Source organism: Hoyosella levis (assembly GCF_026008515.1).
Classification (GTDB): domain Bacteria; phylum Actinomycetota; class Actinomycetes; order Mycobacteriales; family Mycobacteriaceae; genus Lolliginicoccus; species Lolliginicoccus levis.
This window is the reverse complement of the sequence record NZ_BQYM01000004.1, coordinates 49,077-64,960: the sequence shown is the minus strand read 5'-3', so window position 1 is coordinate 64,960 and position 15,884 is coordinate 49,077. Positions and strand designations below refer to the sequence as shown.

Below are 15,884 nucleotides of genomic sequence, written 5' to 3'. Positions count from 1 at the left end.
GAACCTAGCTTTCCGGGCCTTCGGGCGGGGCAGCCCAGGTGGCGTCGAGGATCAGCCGTGCTGCTTCCTCGGGCTGGTCCCAGTGCGGGAAGTGGCCGCAGTCGTCGAACCAGTGCAGGTCCGCGCCAGGAAAGAGATCTTGCGCCCGCTTCGCCTGCCGGGGAAGCGTGACGCGGTCGTTGCGCCCCCACCCGATGGTCACCGCGCCGTGCTGCGTCCCCGCTGCCGGCCCCTCCTGCTTGGGGCCGTGCACCAGGGAATGCAGCGCCTCGTCAAGGCTGGGGGAGTCCGCGAAGCCGCGCAGCTCATTGAGAACCAGTCGCGGCTCCAGCCGCCACGGCTTGGCCGAGAACTGCAGCAGCAACGCGGTGCGCCCGACGCTGCTGCGCGTCAGCGTGGGAAGCAGCGGTTGGATGCGGCGAACCAGGGCTACCGACGCCTTGATGGAGGCGCCGAAGACCCGGACCTCCCCATCGGTCCAGAAACCACCAGGGTCGAGAGCCACCACCGCGCCCGCGTATCCGCGCCGCGCCATCTCCAGCACCATGCGCGCGCCCATCGAGCTGCCCACGATATCGACGTCGTGCAGGTCGCGCTTGGCGATGAATCCCTCGACCGCATCGGTGAGGGCCGCGATGGTGACCTCGCCGGACAATGCCGGGCTGTCCCCGAACCCGGGCAGGTCCACGGCATAGACGTCGCGCTCGCCGGCCAGCGTGGATAGCACCGGGTCCCAGTTGCGCACGCTTGACCCGAGTCCGTGCACGAGCAGCAGTGGACGTCCCGCCCCGGCGCGGACGAAGTGCATCCGGGCGCCTACGTCGTGATTGGATCCACTCATCCCGCACTCCCTCTCATCGACGCGCTTGTGGGCGCATCGTACCCGGGCGGCGTCGTCGCCAAGCCTCATTTGGCCATGCCGGGTTGCCGGTGAGGGAAGGCTAGAGGTGGGCAAGGGCGCTTCGCCAAGCTCGGACACTTGGAACAGTGGCCTAGGCAGGCCGGTCTATAGCATGATTCCTGCATGCATTCTGAGGATCTGATCCGCCCAGCGAAATACGGTCGAAAGGACGTGCTGCAAAAGCAGTCTCCGGTGCCTGCAGCCCCAGGCGTCTACCTTTGGTGGTTCAACCAGATCCCAGGCGGGATTGACACGACGGAATGCATCCGCAATGGCTCGCTCGCTCTTCTCTACGCAGGAATAAGTCCTAGCGCACCACCGCAGAACGGGAAACCGCCCAGTAGGCAGAACCTCAGAACGAGAATCCGAACCCACTATGCAGGAAATGCAGAAGGTTCAACGCTGAGGAAGACATTGGGTTGCCTCCTCGCCGATGAACTCGACATCGAGCTGCGGCGGGTGGGATCGGGCGGCAGACGCACGTTCGTCGCTGGTGAGTCAGTGTTGTCTTCATGGATGGAGGAACATGCGTTCGTGTCGTGGCTCGAGCGCCCGGAGCCGTGGCTCGCCGAGGCTGACCTGATCCGGCATGTAGACCTTCCCCTTAACCTGGACCAGAACAGCCACAATCACTTCTATATGACACTAAAAGCAGCCCGCGCCGCAGCGGTAGCGAGGGCCAACGCTCTGCCAATCCTCCCCAATCCCGGAGTTGGGGGGCGCGGTGCGTCAGGGCTAGGCCGACTCTGAATCTACAGCCGGTGTATGGAGCGCAACGGCCACGTCACAGCTTCTGCACGATGTTCGAGGTATCGTCCGCGCGGCCTGCCTGGCCTGGCATTAGTTGCGTAGGCCAGTCGCGGTGCTTGCTCCAGTTCTCGCTCGGATCCCGAGGCTCGAAGTGTTCACTCGCGTTCAACTGGCTCCATCGTTCGTGATACCGAAGACTGGAGCAATACATGAAGTACTTGAACCGGGGCTTGCTGCTGGTCGCGGCGTCCGTGGTCGCGGGCAATGCCTTCCTTGGGGCTGCCGTTCCCATAGCCGCAGGCCAGGCGACGGGAGCAACTGTCACGACGGCTCATCCGGCAGCGAGCAAGAGCGTGCAGGCGATCAGCGTCGCTGAATGCATGGCCGGGGGCTCGCTGGGAAGCGTCGGCTCCACGGGCGGGCAATGCGAGGAGGGCCCCACGGGTCCGGCAGGACCCACTGGCCCTGCGGGGCCGACGGGTCCGGCAGGCGAGACTGGCCCCACGGGCCCGGCAGGACCCACTGGCCCTGCGGGGCCGACGGGCCCGGCAGGCGAGACGGGTGCCACGGGTCCGGCAGGCGAGACGGGTGCCACGGGGCCTGCGGGCGAGACGGGTGCCACGGGGCCTGCGGGCGAGACGGGTGCCACGGGACCTGCTGGCGAGACAGGCCCCGCCGGTGAGGGGACCATGCTGCTCGCGGGTGGACCGGCAGTCCTGACCACGCTCATCGGAGGCGTGGCCGGGACCACTGCGATTCTTCCGCTATCCGGGCAACTGCTGGAGCTGAATTCCTCCGTGACGAGCGCGGACCCGGCTCGGCAGCGTGTGACGCAGGTCTTCCCGGCTGATGCGACGCTGACCGGGATCACCGGCCAGTTCGTGACGACTGCTGCGATTTCGCTCGTGGGCACCACGGTCACGGTGGAGGCGCAGTTGTACTTGGCGTCGACTCCGGGCGGAACGCCGACGGCTGTTCCGGGCGCTACCTGCACCGCGACGCCGGGATTGACGGGCATCATCTCGCTCGGCACGACGGCGACCTGCAACGTCACTGGCCTCGCCATTCCCGTGACGTCCCAGTCGACCGGCTATATCGAGGTGCGGGCGAGCGCCGCGGGCCTTACCTTGCTCAACACTGTGGCCCTGGATACTGCCGTCAGCCTGGACCTCGACTGATCGAAGGTGGGCCTGGCCGATCCGGGTCCCGCAAACGTGCGCGATCGTGAAGGTCTAGCCACCTCCCTCGTGGCTGGATCTTCACGATCCGGCGGTCCAGGCCAGTGGGCCCAGGCGTCTCAGGCCGTCACTACGAGCTTCTTGGCCGCGGCACGCACCACGTCCGGGATGGGGACGGGCGCGCGGGTCACGGCGTCGATGTAGACGTGGACGAATCGACCGGTGGCGGCAAGCTCGAGATTGTCGCCGTCGGCGCGGAAGATGGCGAGCGCGTAGGTGATGCTGCGATTGCCGAGCCTGCTGACGGAGAGCCCGACGCGCAGCGAGTCGGGGAAGGAGAGCTCGCGCACGTAGGTGCAGGAGGTCTCGGCGACGATGCCGATGGCGCCGATCGTGCGGATGTCGCAGCCAGTCTCGCGCATCAGCCAGGCGTTGACGGCGGTATCGAAGTAGGCGTAGTAGGTGACGTTGTTGACGTGCCCGTAGTGGTCGTTGTCGGCCCAGCGCGTCTCGACGGGCCACAGCACTGGGTAGGTGTCAGTGTTCACGAGGCAACCTTGATGATCTGTCGGAGCGCTTGGCCGGTGTGGAGCTGGTCCATGGCATCGTTGATGCGGTCGAGGGGGAGCGTGCCGGAGATGAGCTTCTCGAGCGGTAGCCGTCCTTCCCGCCACATGTCGACGTAGCGGGGGATGTCGCGGGCGGGGACGGCGGAGCCGAGGTAGCTGCCGATGATGGTGCGTGCTTCCGCGGTGAGCTGCAGCGGGGTGATCTGGGATCGCGCGTCGGGGGAGGGCAGGCCGACCGTGACGGTGGTTCCCCCCGCGGCGGTGAGGGCGATGGCTGTCTCGAATGCCCGTGGATGTCCCGCGGCCTCGATCACGACGGGCGCTCGCACTCCTTCCGCGATCGCGTCGTCCGGGGTGTAGGCGGCCTCGGCGCCGAGCTGGCGGGCAATGTCGAGCTTGCCGGAGAGGGCATCGACCCCGATGACGTGGTGGCCGAGCGCGACAGCGGTGAGCACGGCGGCGAGCCCGACGCCTCCGAGGCCGACGACAAGGACGGTGTCGCCGGGCCCGGGGCGGCCCGCGTTGATGACGGCACCACCGCCGGTGAGGACGGCGCAGCCGAGCAGCGCGGCGATCTCGGGTGGTACGTCGTCATCGATGGGCACGACGGAGCGATGGTTGACCACGGCGTGGGTGGCGAACCCGGATACGCCGAGATGGTGGTGGACCGGCGCGCCGTCACGGTGGAGCCGCATCGCGTTGCCGAGCAGCGTGCCCGCGTTGTTCGCGACGGTGCCGGGCTGGCAGGGGAGCTTGCCGTCGGTGGCGCAGCCGGGACAGGAACCGCAGCGGGGGAGGAACGTCATGATGACCCGCTGGCCCACGGCGAGGTTATCGACGCCGGGGCCGAGCTCACGGATACGTCCGGCGGATTCGTGGCCGAGCAGCATGGGCACGGGCCGAACGCGGCTGCCATTGACGACGGAGAGGTCCGAGTGGCACAGGCTCGCTGCCTCGATCTCGACGAGGATCTCTCCCTCGCCGGGCGGGTCGAGATCGAGTTCGCTGACGGTGATCGGTGTGCTGTCCGCATAGGGGAGCGGCGCACCGATCGTCTCGAGCACGGCACCTCTGATCCTCATTCCCCAACCCTACGGCGCGCGCGCTACGCGGCGCGTGCTGACTCGCGCGATGCGCCGGATGCCCGGTCGGTCCAGTTCGCTGCCTGGGTAGTGGCCGAGCTCAGGGGCGTGCGGGCGGTGCGCGGCCGGATCGGCCCATCGTGGGGTTGGCGGCTCGCGAGCACCATCAGCATGGCCCAGCCGACGATCACGGTGAGGTGGCCTAGCTCGCCGGTGAGCGTCGTGGTAGAACCGGCTACTCCGATCGCTGCGGATGCCAGCAGCCCGAGAGATGCCACCCCCATCAGGGTCACCATGCCGCGGGCACGGGACGGCTGGATCGCCGCCGCGAGGAAGCCTGCCGCGAGCGCGACCTTGAGCACGGTCACCTCGTGGGAGGCGTGCCCGTGATGGTGCGACATCGCGGCAATGACAATGGCGATTTGCAGCAGGGCGAGGATTATCAGGGCGATGCGTGGCCACCATGCCCACAGTCGCTGGTGGCGGGGAGCGGAACGGAGAGCATCGACGAGGCTCGCGGACCTGTCCGGCACGACCGGCATGGGCATGAGCCGACTGTGCCGGCGCAAGTCCGTCGCCGCGCTGTGCCATGCCCGGCATTCCGCGCACCCAGCAAGGTGCGTCTCCACCACATCGGATGCGAGGGGCGCGTGCTCCCGGTCGAGCAAGGCCGACAGCGACTCCCGCACCTCGGAGCAGTCAATCTCCACCATGTCCCATTAGTCGCTCCGGCATCGCGATGAGTTCCCGCAGGATCAATGGCGCGCACCGTCCGGTAGCGTGACGGCGTGCACGATCCGCTGCTGCCCCTTGCGCTCGCTGCCCGCGATGGGGACGCGAAAGCGCTCGATGACCTGGTCCGCGCCACCCAGGCTGATGCGTGGCGGTTCTGCGCGCACCTCGTCGATACGGCTTCCGCCGATGATCTCGTGCAGGACACCTATCTGCGGATGATGCGCGCGCTGCCTCGGTTCCGGGGTGCCTCGACCGTGCTCACCTGGCTGCTGTCGATCGCCCGGCACGCCTGCCATGACGAGCTGCGACGACGCATCCGTCGACGCGGGCACGAGACCGGCACCGAGAGCTCCCCGCGGTTGGCGAGCGACCCGGCCGGGCATATCGCGATGACCGTGCTCATCGCCGCGCTCGATCCGGACCGTCGCGAGGCATTCGTGCTCACCCAGGTCTTTGGCATGAGCTATGAGGAGGCCGCCACGGTGTGCGAGTGCGCCGTCGGCACCATTCGGTCCCGCGTGGCGCGCGCCCGCAGCGAACTCATCGCGATGAGCAACGCGCCCGGGCAGCGATCAACGGGAGCCTCACGCAAGAACGCCTGATGGGCGCGCGGCAATCTCCGGGAACTATTGCGGCTCGTGCTGCGACTAACGGGGAAAGGCTGGGTCGCATCAGGACGAGGGGGAGCGTGGTGGGGACTGCGGTGAGCAGCACGCGGGCACGTTCGTGGTTGCTTGTGCTCGTGCTGATCGGCGCGATCCTTGCTCCCGCGTTCCTCGTTGCACCGCCCGAGGCTTCCGCGCACGCATCGCTTGTCGAGACAACGCCGAGCGACGGCAGCCAGGTCGATCGGCAGCCGGGCGCGGTGGTCCTGCGCTTCAGCGAGCCCGTCACGCTGGTCGAGGATTCGATCCGCGTGCTCGACCGCGATGCCGAGCGCGTCGATACCGGCGAGATCCGCCAGGAACCCGGCCGCGACCATGCACGCGCGACCCTGCGCCCCAGCCTGCCCGATGGCGTGTACACGGTGGCCTGGCGCGTCATCTCCGGCGACTCCCACCCGATCCGCGGATCGTTCACCTTCACCCTCGGCGACCCGGCTGACACCTCCGCGGTGCTTGATGCTGATCTCGCGGATGAAGCCAGCAGCTTGTGGGACGGTCTCGCGCTGGCCCTCCGCTGGATCATCTACGTCGGCGCCCTTGCCGCGGCGGGCCTCGTTGTGCTGGGACGATTCATCCTGCCCCGCGACCAGCAATACCTGTCCCGGGAGCTCGTGCGCGTGACCCGGATCGCCGCGGTGACCGCGCTGCTCGCCATCCTCGTGTCGCTGCCGGTGAACGCGATCATCGTCGCGGGCCCGGGGCTGAGCGGGAACGCGCTGTCCACGGTGCTCGGCTCCTCGTTCGGCGCATCTGCCCTGCTCGGCCTCGTCGGGCTCGCGCTCATCCTCGCCGTGGCCCAGCTGGCCCGCCTGGCCCGCGGAATGCTCCCGGTCCTCGGGGCCGCGCTCGCGACTGCCGCTTTTGTGGTTGCCGGGCATTCCGTGACGGCCGAGCCGCGGAGCCTGGTCCTAGCCTCGGATCTCGTGCATGTCGCTGCCGCCGCGGTGTGGCTCGGAGGCCTTATCGGACTGCTCGTCCTTTTCCGCGGCCACCCGCCGGCCGAGGCCATGGCACGCGCGGTCGCCCGGTTCTCCACGATCGCCGCGATCCTGGTGGCGCTGCTCGCGCTGTCCGGCACCGCGATGGCCTGGGCCGAGATCCGCGACTGGAGCAGCCTCGATACCCGGTACGGCTGGATCCTCCTCGCCAAGATCGCCGTTGTCCTCCTCGTCATCGCGGTGGCCGCCTACAACCGGTGGCGCCTGCTCCCACGCATCCAGCAGCGCTCCAGCGATGCACCGCGCATACTCGCTCGCACCCTGCGGATCGAAGCACTCGGCCTGCTGATCGTGCTCGCCCTCACCGCTGCGCTGGTGGCTACCTCACCGCCGCGGCCCACGGCTGGCCCGTACACCGCGACGCTCGAGCTCAGCGACAGCCTCGACGCCACCATTTCCGTCACCCCTGCCGTCGTGGGGAGCAACAGGATCGAGCTCCTGCTCCGCGACGACCAGGGCGAGCCGGTGACCGGGCTGGACGCGGTGACCCTGCGCTTCAGCCATCCCGCATCGGGCATCGAGAACATCGAGCGGCCCGCCACCGAGCACGCTGCAGGCACTGCCGAGTTCCACTACGACGGCAGCGACCTCGCGATCCCGGGCGACTGGGAGATCGAGGTGCGCGTCCTCGTCAGCGACTTCGAGCTGCTGACCGCCACCACCACCGCCCGCATCCACGAAAGGACACCATGACCAGCACCACCCGCAAGGTTGCCGCCGCGCTCGCCGGCCTCATCCTCACCCCGATGCTCGCCACCCCGGCACTCGCCCACGTCACCGCCAATCCCGATGAGGCAACCTCGCGCTACTTCCGGACCGCGCTGCGCGTCGGCCACGGCTGCGAGGGATCGCCCACCACCGCTGTGCGCGTCCAGATCCCCGAAGGCGTCGAGAACGCCGGCGCCGAGCAGATCGCCGGATGGGACGCCGAGGTCATTCGCGAGGATCTCGCCGAGCCCATCGAGGGCGCGCACGGCCCCATCACTGACCGCGTATCCGAGATCGTCTTCAGCGGGAACAGCCTGCCTGATGAGCAGTTCCAGGAGTTTGGCCTCAGCCTCACCCTCGCCGACAACGCGCCCGACGTGCTGTGGCTGCCCGTCATCCAGGAATGCGAGGACGGCGCCAACCGCTGGATCGAGATCCCCGAGAGCGTGGACCAGTGGGGCGACCTCGATTCGCCCGCCCCCTACGTGACCGTCTCGATGGACCCCGGCAGCAGCGACTCGGACGTCGACACCACCGCAGCCGGGGCCGCGGACGAGAGCAATGTGCTGCCCATCAGTGCGCTCGTCGTCGCGATCCTCGCGCTCGGTACCGCCGGGTTCGCCGTGGTGCGGACAGGGCGGCGGTAGGGGAGCGCTACCAGCCCGGCCGGCTAGTGGAAACTTTTCCCGCTTGGCGGGTGACAAGTTTCCACTAGCGAGGAGGCACCGGGCGAGCTACGCAGGAACGGGCGAGGCTACTGCCTCGATCCGCGCGGGCACGTGCTTGTGCCACGGCGTGCCCGCGATGGAGTCGCGCCACTTCAGATCGGTGAGGTCATTGGGCGCGACGCCCACGCGTTCCGTCGCGCCATCGTTGCCAGGGATATCGAGGCCGAACCCGTTGGGCAGGGAGGCATGCCCGCTCTGCATCCGCTCGTTCACCTCGACCGAAGCGAGCGCGCTGCCCCGCGCCGTGGTGATGCGCGCGTGCCCACCGTTCTCCAGCCCGATGCGCTCGGCATCCTCGGCGCTGACGCGGAGCGAGCCCTGCGTATCGCGGCGGCGCCAGGTGGGGTCGCGGAAGATCGTGTTCGCGGTGAAGGATCGGCGCTCGCCCACCGAGAGGATGATCGGGAACTCGTCCGAGGCGTGGCCCGCGCGGGTGGTGCTGAGGCCCGCGAGGTGGTCGAGCAGCTCGGGGATGGCGAGCGGGATCCGGCGGTCCTTGTGCGGCAGGTAGTTCCACGCGTCACCGTGCTCATCGAGGGTGAAGGTGACGCCGGAGCGGCTGGCGAGGATCGCGTCGAACAGGGCGTTGGCGCTCGCATGCCCGGCGCGGTGCATGGCCTTGCCGTGGAGCTTCTCGATGCGCAGCGCGAGCGCCCACAGCACCGAGGTGGCCCGGGCGCCCTCGGGCAGGGTGGGGCCGAGCGTCTCGTAGAGCAGGTACGGGGCGATGCCAATGGTCTTCTTGTCCGTCGCGATCAATGCCGCGAACGCCACCTTGTAGGCGGTGCGCCCGAGCTTGGCAGCCGTCCGCAGCACCGCTAGCTGCTTCGAGGAGACACCGCCGATCTCGCGGATGAGGCGGGCGTAGATCTCGGGCTCGGGCAATGTGCCGGGGAGTGGCTCGAGCAGCGGCGCGCGCAACTGGAAGGTGTTGCGGGGGAACTCGAGGGTGAAGAAGGTGGCTTCCCACTTCTCGAACTGGCTGGCAGCGGGGAGCACGTAGTCGGCGTGGCGGCCCGTCTCGGTGAGCGCGATATCGATGACGACCGAGAGCTCGAGGGCTTCCATGGCCTCGCGGAAGCGCTTCGAGTCCGCGAGGGAGTGCGCGGGGTTGCTCGATTCGATGATCATGGCGCGGAAGCGGTCGGGATGGTCGGTGAGGATCTCCTCGGCGATGACGTTGCACGGCACCATGCCGCCGAGGATGCGCGCCCCAGTGACGGGCGTGAGCCGCTCGGTGAGGCTGTAGTTGGCCAGCGGAGCCATCCAGGAGTGGGGCTGCATCGCGCCTGGCTTGCCAAAGTTGCCCGTCAGCAGCCAGGTCAGCTTGTTCAAGTAGGAGATGAGCGTGCTGTTGGGTCCCTGCTGCACGCCGAGGTCCTCGTAGGTGGCGACGCTCGAGGCGCCCGCGATCAGCCGGGCCACGTCGCGGATGGTCGTCTCGGGGATGCCGCACGACGCGGCGCTAGCGGGAACGTCGATGTCGCGCAGTGCCGCGAGGACGGGCTCGGCATCGTTGGTGTGATCGGCAAGGAACTGGTGGTCGACGAGATCCTCCTGCACGAGCACGCCGAGGATCGCGGACAGGCACCAGGCATCGGTGCCGGGGCGGACCTGCAGGTGATGGTCGGCGAGGTCGGCGGTCTCGGTGCGGACGGGATCAAGCACGATCATGGAGCGGGCGGGATCCTTGGCGATCTGCTGCAGCACGGTGCGGGCACGGGGGACGCCGTGCGATTGCCAGGGGTTCTTGCCGATGAATAGCGACACCTCGGCGTGCTCGAACTCGCCGGTGGTGTGGCTGCCGGTGAGGTGCGCGTCGACGAATCCCTCGCCGGTCTTCTCCTGCGCGAGGGCGGTGGAGCGGTAGCGCGCGCCGAGCAGTCGCAGCAATGCCCCGCTGTAGGCACCGCCGAGGTGATTGCCCTGGCCCCCGCCGCCGTAGTAGAAGATGGACTTGCCGCTGTGCTCATCCCGGATCGCCGTGAGGCGGGTGGCGATCTCGCGAATGGCGGTGTCCCAGCTGATCTCGGTGAACGATCCATCCGCTTCCCGGCGCAGGGGGCTCGTGAGGCGGGTGCCGCCGTTCTGGTAGTGATCGAGGCGAAGGGCCTTGTTGCAGGTGTAGCCCGCGGAGGCGACATGCTCCTTGTCGCCGCGGATCTTGGCGAGCCTGCGCCCATCGAGGGCCACCGTGATGCCGCAGTTGTTCTCGCAGAGGATGCACGCGGTCTTGTGCCACTGCTCGTGCTTGGTCGGTGATGCCTTGGTGGGTGATGCCTCGGTGGGTGATGCCATTGACTGCTCCCTGGTGTTCGCGCTGCCCCTTCTGGATACTATGACAGATTGCATAGCAGGGCTAGGGGATCTGGGCGGCGATGTCGCGGGGCTTGCTGGCTCCCCCGCCGCTGGTTCCCCCGCCGCTGGTTCCCCCGCCGCTGGTTCCCCCGCCGCTGGTGGAAACTTTTCCCGCTCAGGGGAGGAAAAGCTTCCACTCGCCAAGGGGTCGACCACGGGACCAAGCCGTCAAGCGGGCCACCGGCCGCCAGCCCACGCCGCCAGGCCAAGCCACCTCCCAGCATCAACCCAGCTCGGCGGCCAGAGATTCGATCAACGGGATCACGCGGTTCTCGATGCGGCGGCTGAGCACGATCTCGGTCCGGGTGCGCACGACGCCGGGGGTGGCGATGATGCGCTGGATGACGCGCTCGAGCTCATGGTTGTCCTTGGCCACCACATGACAGATCAGGTCGCCCTCGCCGGCGATGGAGTCCGCGGCGATGATCTCGGGGATGGCGGCGAGCAGGCGGCTCGTGGTGTCGAGCTGGCCCTGGGCGAGGTGGATGTGGATGTAGGCGAGCCCGCCGAAGCCGAGCGCGGTGGGGGAGATGCGCGGTGCGTAGCTGGCGATGACGCCGGAGCGTTGCAGCTTGTCGATGCGGGCCTGGGCGGTGCCGCGGGCGATGCCGAGCTGGCGGGCGTACTCGCGGACCCCGGCGCGTGGCTGCTCGAGGAGGAGTCGCAGGATCGTGAGATCGAGCTGGTCAAAGGTGGCGCTCATGAGTGCCGTCCTGGGAGGCGAGCGGAGTAGGCACCTGGCCCTCTGCGGCATTGCCTGAAGGGGTAGTGCTGGGCCATTGGCTCAATGTATCGCTGCAGGGTTGCGCAGTGGTGTGGTTTGGGCGCTGAATGGTAAGCACATGGACAACTATGAGCTGCATCACACCCGATGTCTGCTCGCCGCCACCACCACACCCCGGTGGGGCGACCACAGGAGGTGCCCGTCATGACGATCCCGCAGCACGACCGCCCCCGCCACGAGCAATCCAGTCCCGAGCAAGCCAGCCCCGGCAAGCCCGGCACGCGTCGCCAGTCCAGCCCGGATGGCTTCTATCTCGATGAGCGCTACGAGCGCGAGGATGGCGTCGTCTTCCTCACTGGTATCCAGGGGCTCGTGCGGATGCTGCTCGATAGGGCCCGCCAGGATCGCCGCGCGGGATCGCGCACCGCCACGTTTGTCTCCGGCTACGAGGGCTCGCCCCTGGCGGGCTATGACCTCGAGCTGATGCGGCAGCGCTCCTTGCTCGATCCGCTCGACGTGCGCCTGCAGCCCGGGCTGAACGAGGAGCATGGTGCCACCGCCTGCATGGGCGCGCAGCTCGCCCGCTCGGCCGCCACCCTCGACGGCGTCGATGGCATCACGAGCATCTGGTACGGCAAGGCGCCCGGCCTTGATCGCGCCGCCGACGCATTGCGCCACGCCAACATGATGGGCACTGACCCGCGCGGTGGGGCGGTGGCGATCGTGGGCGATGATCCTGGTGCCAAGTCCTCGACCCTTCCCTCCGCCACCGAGCGGCAGCTCGCTGACCTGCGCATCCCCGTGCTGTATCCGGCGGATAGCCAGGAAGTGCTCGAGATGGGCCTGCACGCCCAGTACCTTTCCCGCTTCACCGGCACCTGGGCGGCCTTGAAGATCGTCACCGCGGTCGCCGATGGCGCCAGCACGGTGCGCGTCCATCCGCACCAGTCCCTTCCGATCCTGGGTGGCTCCGGCCCGAGCACCCATCAGCCGACCGGTCGAGTGCTCGGCGCGAGCCTCGCCGCGCTCGAGCGCAGCCTCCACGAGACCCGCCTGCCCCGCGCCCTCGAGTACGCGCGCAACAACGGCCTCAACCAGATCGTGCGCAGCGGCACCGGTGACACGGTGGGCATCGTCGCCGCGGGCAAGACCTACCTAGACCTGCGCAGCGCGCTGCGGACGCTGGGCCTCGGCGAGGACGAGCTGGCCCGCCACGGCATCCGGCTGCTCAAGATCGGCATGCTGTGGCCGCTCGAGCCCCGCATCGTCGAGCAGTTCGCCGACGGCCTCGAAGAGATCATCGTGATCGAGGAGAAGCATGACTTCCTCGAGTCCGCCATCCGCTCCGTGCTGTACGGGCGGCGCTCCGCGCCCCGCATCGTGGGCCGTCGCACCGCCGACGGCAGTGTCCTGTTCCCCGCCATCGGCGAGCTCGACATCGACATCGTCACGCGTGGCCTGGCGCGCGCACTGGGGCCGCGGGACATCGCTGGCGTGCGGGCCTGGCAGCATCGGTCCCGCCCCCACCGCATCCCCGTGCCGCTCGCGGTGCGCAGTCCCTACTACTGCTCCGGATGCCCGCACAACTCCTCGACCCGCGTCAACGACGGCACACTCGTGGGCGGGGGCATCGGTTGCCACGCGATGGTGCTGCTGATGGATCCGAAGCAGATCGGCAATGTCATGGGCACCACCCAGATGGGCGGCGAGGGCGCGCAATGGATTGGCATGTCCCCCTACGTCACCGAGCGCCACCTCGTGCAGAACATCGGCGACGGCACCTTCCTGCATTCCGGTTCGCTCGCGATCCGGGCCGCCATCGCCGCCAAGGTCAACATCACCTACAAGCTGCTCGCGAACAGTGCCGTCGCCATGACCGGCGGGCAGCAGCCCGTGGGGGAGATGCCGGTGGAGCAGATGGCCCGCATCCTCCACGACGAGGGCGTGGCCCGCATCGTCATCACCAGCGAGGACCCCGCCCGCATCCAGCGCCGCCGCCTCCCTCGGGGCGTCCAGGTCCGGCCTCGCGAGGAGCTCCTCGACGTCGAGCGCGAGCTCTCCACCGTGCCAGGGGTGACGGTGCTCATCCATGACCAGGAATGCGCCGCGCAGAAGCGCCGCAAGCGCAAGAGGGGCACGCTCCCCACCCCGGCCACGAAGGTGATGATCAACGAGCGCATCTGCGAGGGCTGCGGTGATTGCGGCGAGAAGTCCAACTGCCTGTCCGTGCAGCCAGTCGACACCGAGCTCGGGCGCAAGACGCGCATCAACCAGTCATCCTGCAACTTCGACTACTCGTGCCTGAAGGGGGACTGCCCGTCCTTCATGACGATCACCCCAGGTCGAGCGTCGCAGCGTGACCTCCCGCCGCTCGGCCTCGATGAGCTTCCCCATCCGCGCTATGCGACGGGCCGCGATGAGTTCGACATGCGCCTGATGGGCATTGGTGGCACCGGGGTGGTCACCGTCAGCCAAGTCCTCGCCATCGCTGCTGTCATCGACGGGCACGCCGTGCGCACCCTCGACCAGACGGGCCTCGCGCAGAAGGGCGGTGCCGTGGTCTCCGACATCACCATGACCGATGCGCCCGAACAGATCTCCGCGAAGGTGGGCGAGGGGCGTGCCGATCTCTACCTCGGCTGCGATGCGCTCGTGGCCACCGATCCCGCGAACCTGAAGGTCGCTGACCCCGCCCGTACCGTCGCGGTGATCTCCACGCACCATGTGCCCACCGGCAAGATGGTGACGACGACGAGCGAGGACTACCCCCGCGATGAGGCCATCCACGGCGCGATCGACGAGGTTGCCCGCGAGGTGCACTATCTCGATGCGGCTGATCTCGCGCACCGGCTGTTCGGCGACGAGCAGCTCGCGAACATGATCCTCGTCGGCGCTGCCCTGCAAACCGGGGTGCTGCCGGTGAGCGAGTCCGCGATCGAGCAGGCGATCATGCTCAACGGCGTGGCGGTGGACCGCAATGTCCAGGCATTGCGGCGCGGCAGGCAGGCGGTGGCCGACCCGGAAGCATTGTCGCGCCTGATGCAGCCCGAGCGGGTGGAGCATCAGATCTCCGGGCGTGCCCGGGAGCTCGGCGCGCTGATCGGATTGCCCAGCCCGTCGGACGCGATCGACCTGCGCATCGATGAGCTGATTGCCTACCAGGACGACAAGTACGCGCGTCGTTTCGTTGGCCTCCTCGCGGAGGTCCGGCGGGCAGAGGCGCGCGTGGACGCGGGATCGACCGCGCTGACCGAAGCGGTAGGGCGCGGGCTGCACAAGCTCATGGCCTACAAGGATGAGTACGAGGTGGCCCGGCTCGCGCTCGACCCGCACGTGCGCGCGGATATCGAGGCCGAGTTCGGCGAGGGCGCGACGGTGGTGAACCAGTTGCATCCGCCGATGCTGCGAGCCCTGGGGATGCACCGCAAGATCGGCGTGGGCGGGTGGTTCTCGCCAGCCTTCCGCGGGCTGGCCACCATGAAGCGCGTGCGCGGCACCCGGCTCGATCCGTTCGGGCAGACGGAGGTGCGTCGCACCGAGCGCGCGCTCATCGACGAGTACATCGACGCGATCCGGGAGGTCCTTGTCGTCCTTGATGGCGGCAACCTGGCCAGCGCGGTGGCGATCGCTGAGCTGCCGGACATGGTGCGCGGCTACGAGGACATCAAGATGCGGACGGTCGTGGCGTACCGCGCGGAGCTGGCGAGGCTGCTGCGCGAGCTTGGCTAGCGCGCTGCTCGCGCTCGAGGCCGTCGAGGATGAGGTCGAGCCCGCGGTCGAACTCGTCGCTGTAGGCGTAGCCGGGTCGCAGGGCGTGCTCGGTGATGAGCTCGGTGAGGTGCGGGTACTCCTCAGCGATGGCGGGAGTGGCGAGGATGCCGTCGGCGATGGTGGCGAGCTCCTCGGTGCTAGCGAACGGTAGCGCGGTCTCCTGCAGGACGAACCCGTAGATGTAGCTGTCGAGAACGGCCACCGCGTGCGCGGCCAGCGCGATGCTGAAGCCGTTTTGCCGGAGGCAGCCGAGCACGGCGTCATGGTGGCGCAGCGTGGCGGGGCCCGGCGTGGAGCGGGAATCCATCAGGCCGAGGGCCCAGGGGTGGTCGCGGAGCGTAGTGCGGGCGGACCGGGCGCGGTGGAGCATGCCCGCGCGCCATTCGGCCTCCGGCTCGGGGAGGCTGATCTCGCTGAACACGTGGTCGACCATTGCGTCGAGCAGGGCGTCCTTGTTGGCGACGTGGTGGTAGAGGGACATGGCTTCCACGCCGAGATCCTTGGCCAGCGCCCGCATGGTGAGGCCGGTGGTGCCGTTGTGGTCGGCGAGGCGGACGGCGGCGGCAAGTATCTGGTCGCGGGTGAGCCCGGGGCGCGCTCGGCGCTGGGTGGCCCGTCGGGTCTCGGGCATCGTGCTCCTCTCGAATGGCAGCGTTCAACCATTGACTACCTTACGCCATAAGGCGTATCTTACGACGTAAGGCAAAGGGTGCTGGG

General features: G+C 68.6%; 13 protein-coding genes. 6 read left to right on the top strand and 7 right to left on the bottom strand.

Features of this window, described 5'->3' with window-relative positions; genetic code table 11:
- Window positions 1–4: 4 nt before the first annotated feature.
- Window positions 5–841 carry an alpha/beta fold hydrolase gene (locus QC765_RS05610; RefSeq protein ID WP_278313455.1) on the bottom strand — a complete coding sequence of 279 codons (837 nt, stop codon included), beginning with the start codon at window positions 839–841 and terminating at the stop codon, window positions 5–7.
- Between the two features lie 183 nt (window positions 842–1,024).
- Between QC765_RS05610 and QC765_RS16470 the strand changes: the two genes are divergently transcribed.
- Both QC765_RS16470 and QC765_RS05605 read left to right on the top strand, forming a co-directional pair.
- Window positions 1,025–1,651, top strand: coding sequence for a GIY-YIG nuclease family protein (locus QC765_RS16470; RefSeq protein WP_373876691.1), 627 nt, complete (start codon window positions 1,025–1,027; stop codon window positions 1,649–1,651).
- Window positions 1,652–1,860: 209 nt separating this feature from the next.
- Window positions 1,861–2,829, top strand: a complete 969-nt coding sequence (locus QC765_RS05605) for a hypothetical protein (RefSeq protein ID WP_278313454.1) — start codon at window positions 1,861–1,863, stop codon at window positions 2,827–2,829.
- 119 nt (window positions 2,830–2,948) lie between these two features.
- On the opposite strand, the gene QC765_RS05600 is transcribed toward QC765_RS05605, so the two are convergent.
- The 3 genes from QC765_RS05600 to QC765_RS05590 are packed head-to-tail and all read right to left on the bottom strand — an operon-like array spanning window position 2,949 to window position 5,193.
- Window positions 2,949–3,377 (bottom strand): acyl-CoA thioesterase, encoded by a 429-nt coding sequence (locus QC765_RS05600; RefSeq protein WP_278313453.1) that lies wholly within the window; start codon window positions 3,375–3,377, stop codon window positions 2,949–2,951.
- A complete protein-coding gene (locus QC765_RS05595) occupies window positions 3,374–4,480 on the bottom strand; it encodes an alcohol dehydrogenase catalytic domain-containing protein (RefSeq protein ID WP_278313452.1) in 1,107 nt (368 codons plus the stop codon). The genes QC765_RS05600 and QC765_RS05595 overlap by 4 nt, the downstream gene beginning before the upstream one ends.
- Before the next feature lie 23 nt (window positions 4,481–4,503).
- Window positions 4,504–5,193, bottom strand: coding sequence for a zf-HC2 domain-containing protein (locus QC765_RS05590; RefSeq protein ID WP_278313451.1), 690 nt, complete (start codon window positions 5,191–5,193; stop codon window positions 4,504–4,506).
- Between the two features lie 75 nt (window positions 5,194–5,268).
- On the opposite strand from QC765_RS05590, the gene QC765_RS05585 reads away from it, so the two are divergent.
- The 3 genes from QC765_RS05585 to QC765_RS05575 all read left to right on the top strand — a co-directional run bounded on the left by QC765_RS05585 (window position 5,269) and on the right by QC765_RS05575 (window position 8,233).
- Complete coding sequence (locus QC765_RS05585; protein WP_278313450.1) at window positions 5,269–5,817, top strand: sigma-70 family RNA polymerase sigma factor; 549 nt, start codon at window positions 5,269–5,271, stop codon at window positions 5,815–5,817.
- 101 nt (window positions 5,818–5,918) lie between these two features.
- The gene (locus QC765_RS05580) at window positions 5,919–7,571 is read left to right on the top strand and encodes a copper resistance CopC/CopD family protein (RefSeq protein WP_278313449.1); all 1,653 of its coding nucleotides are present in this window, start codon (window positions 5,919–5,921) and stop codon (window positions 7,569–7,571) included.
- Window positions 7,568–8,233 carry a YcnI family copper-binding membrane protein gene (locus QC765_RS05575; RefSeq protein WP_278313448.1) on the top strand — a complete coding sequence of 222 codons (666 nt, stop codon included), beginning with the start codon at window positions 7,568–7,570 and terminating at the stop codon, window positions 8,231–8,233. Before QC765_RS05580 ends, QC765_RS05575 begins: the two co-directional genes overlap by 4 nt.
- A gap of 87 nt (window positions 8,234–8,320) precedes the next feature.
- On the opposite strand, the gene QC765_RS05570 is transcribed toward QC765_RS05575, so the two are convergent.
- Together QC765_RS05570 and QC765_RS05565 are read right to left on the bottom strand one after the other, a co-directional pair.
- Window positions 8,321–10,612 (bottom strand): molybdopterin-dependent oxidoreductase, encoded by a 2,292-nt coding sequence (locus QC765_RS05570; protein ID WP_278313447.1) that lies wholly within the window; start codon window positions 10,610–10,612, stop codon window positions 8,321–8,323.
- Window positions 10,613–10,895: 283 nt separating this feature from the next.
- Window positions 10,896–11,375 carry an Lrp/AsnC family transcriptional regulator gene (locus tag QC765_RS05565; RefSeq protein ID WP_278313446.1) on the bottom strand — a complete coding sequence of 160 codons (480 nt, stop codon included), beginning with the start codon at window positions 11,373–11,375 and terminating at the stop codon, window positions 10,896–10,898.
- Between the two features lie 225 nt (window positions 11,376–11,600).
- Between QC765_RS05565 and QC765_RS05560 the strand changes: the two genes are divergently transcribed.
- The gene (locus tag QC765_RS05560) at window positions 11,601–15,125 is read left to right on the top strand and encodes an indolepyruvate ferredoxin oxidoreductase family protein (RefSeq protein ID WP_278313445.1); all 3,525 of its coding nucleotides are present in this window, start codon (window positions 11,601–11,603) and stop codon (window positions 15,123–15,125) included.
- On the opposite strand, the gene QC765_RS05555 is transcribed toward QC765_RS05560, so the two are convergent.
- Window positions 15,061–15,798: a TetR/AcrR family transcriptional regulator gene (locus QC765_RS05555; RefSeq protein WP_278313444.1), complete on the bottom strand. Its 738-nt coding sequence runs from the start codon at window positions 15,796–15,798 to the stop codon at window positions 15,061–15,063. The genes QC765_RS05560 and QC765_RS05555 overlap by 65 nt on opposite strands.
- Between the last annotated feature and the right edge of the window lie 86 nt (window positions 15,799–15,884).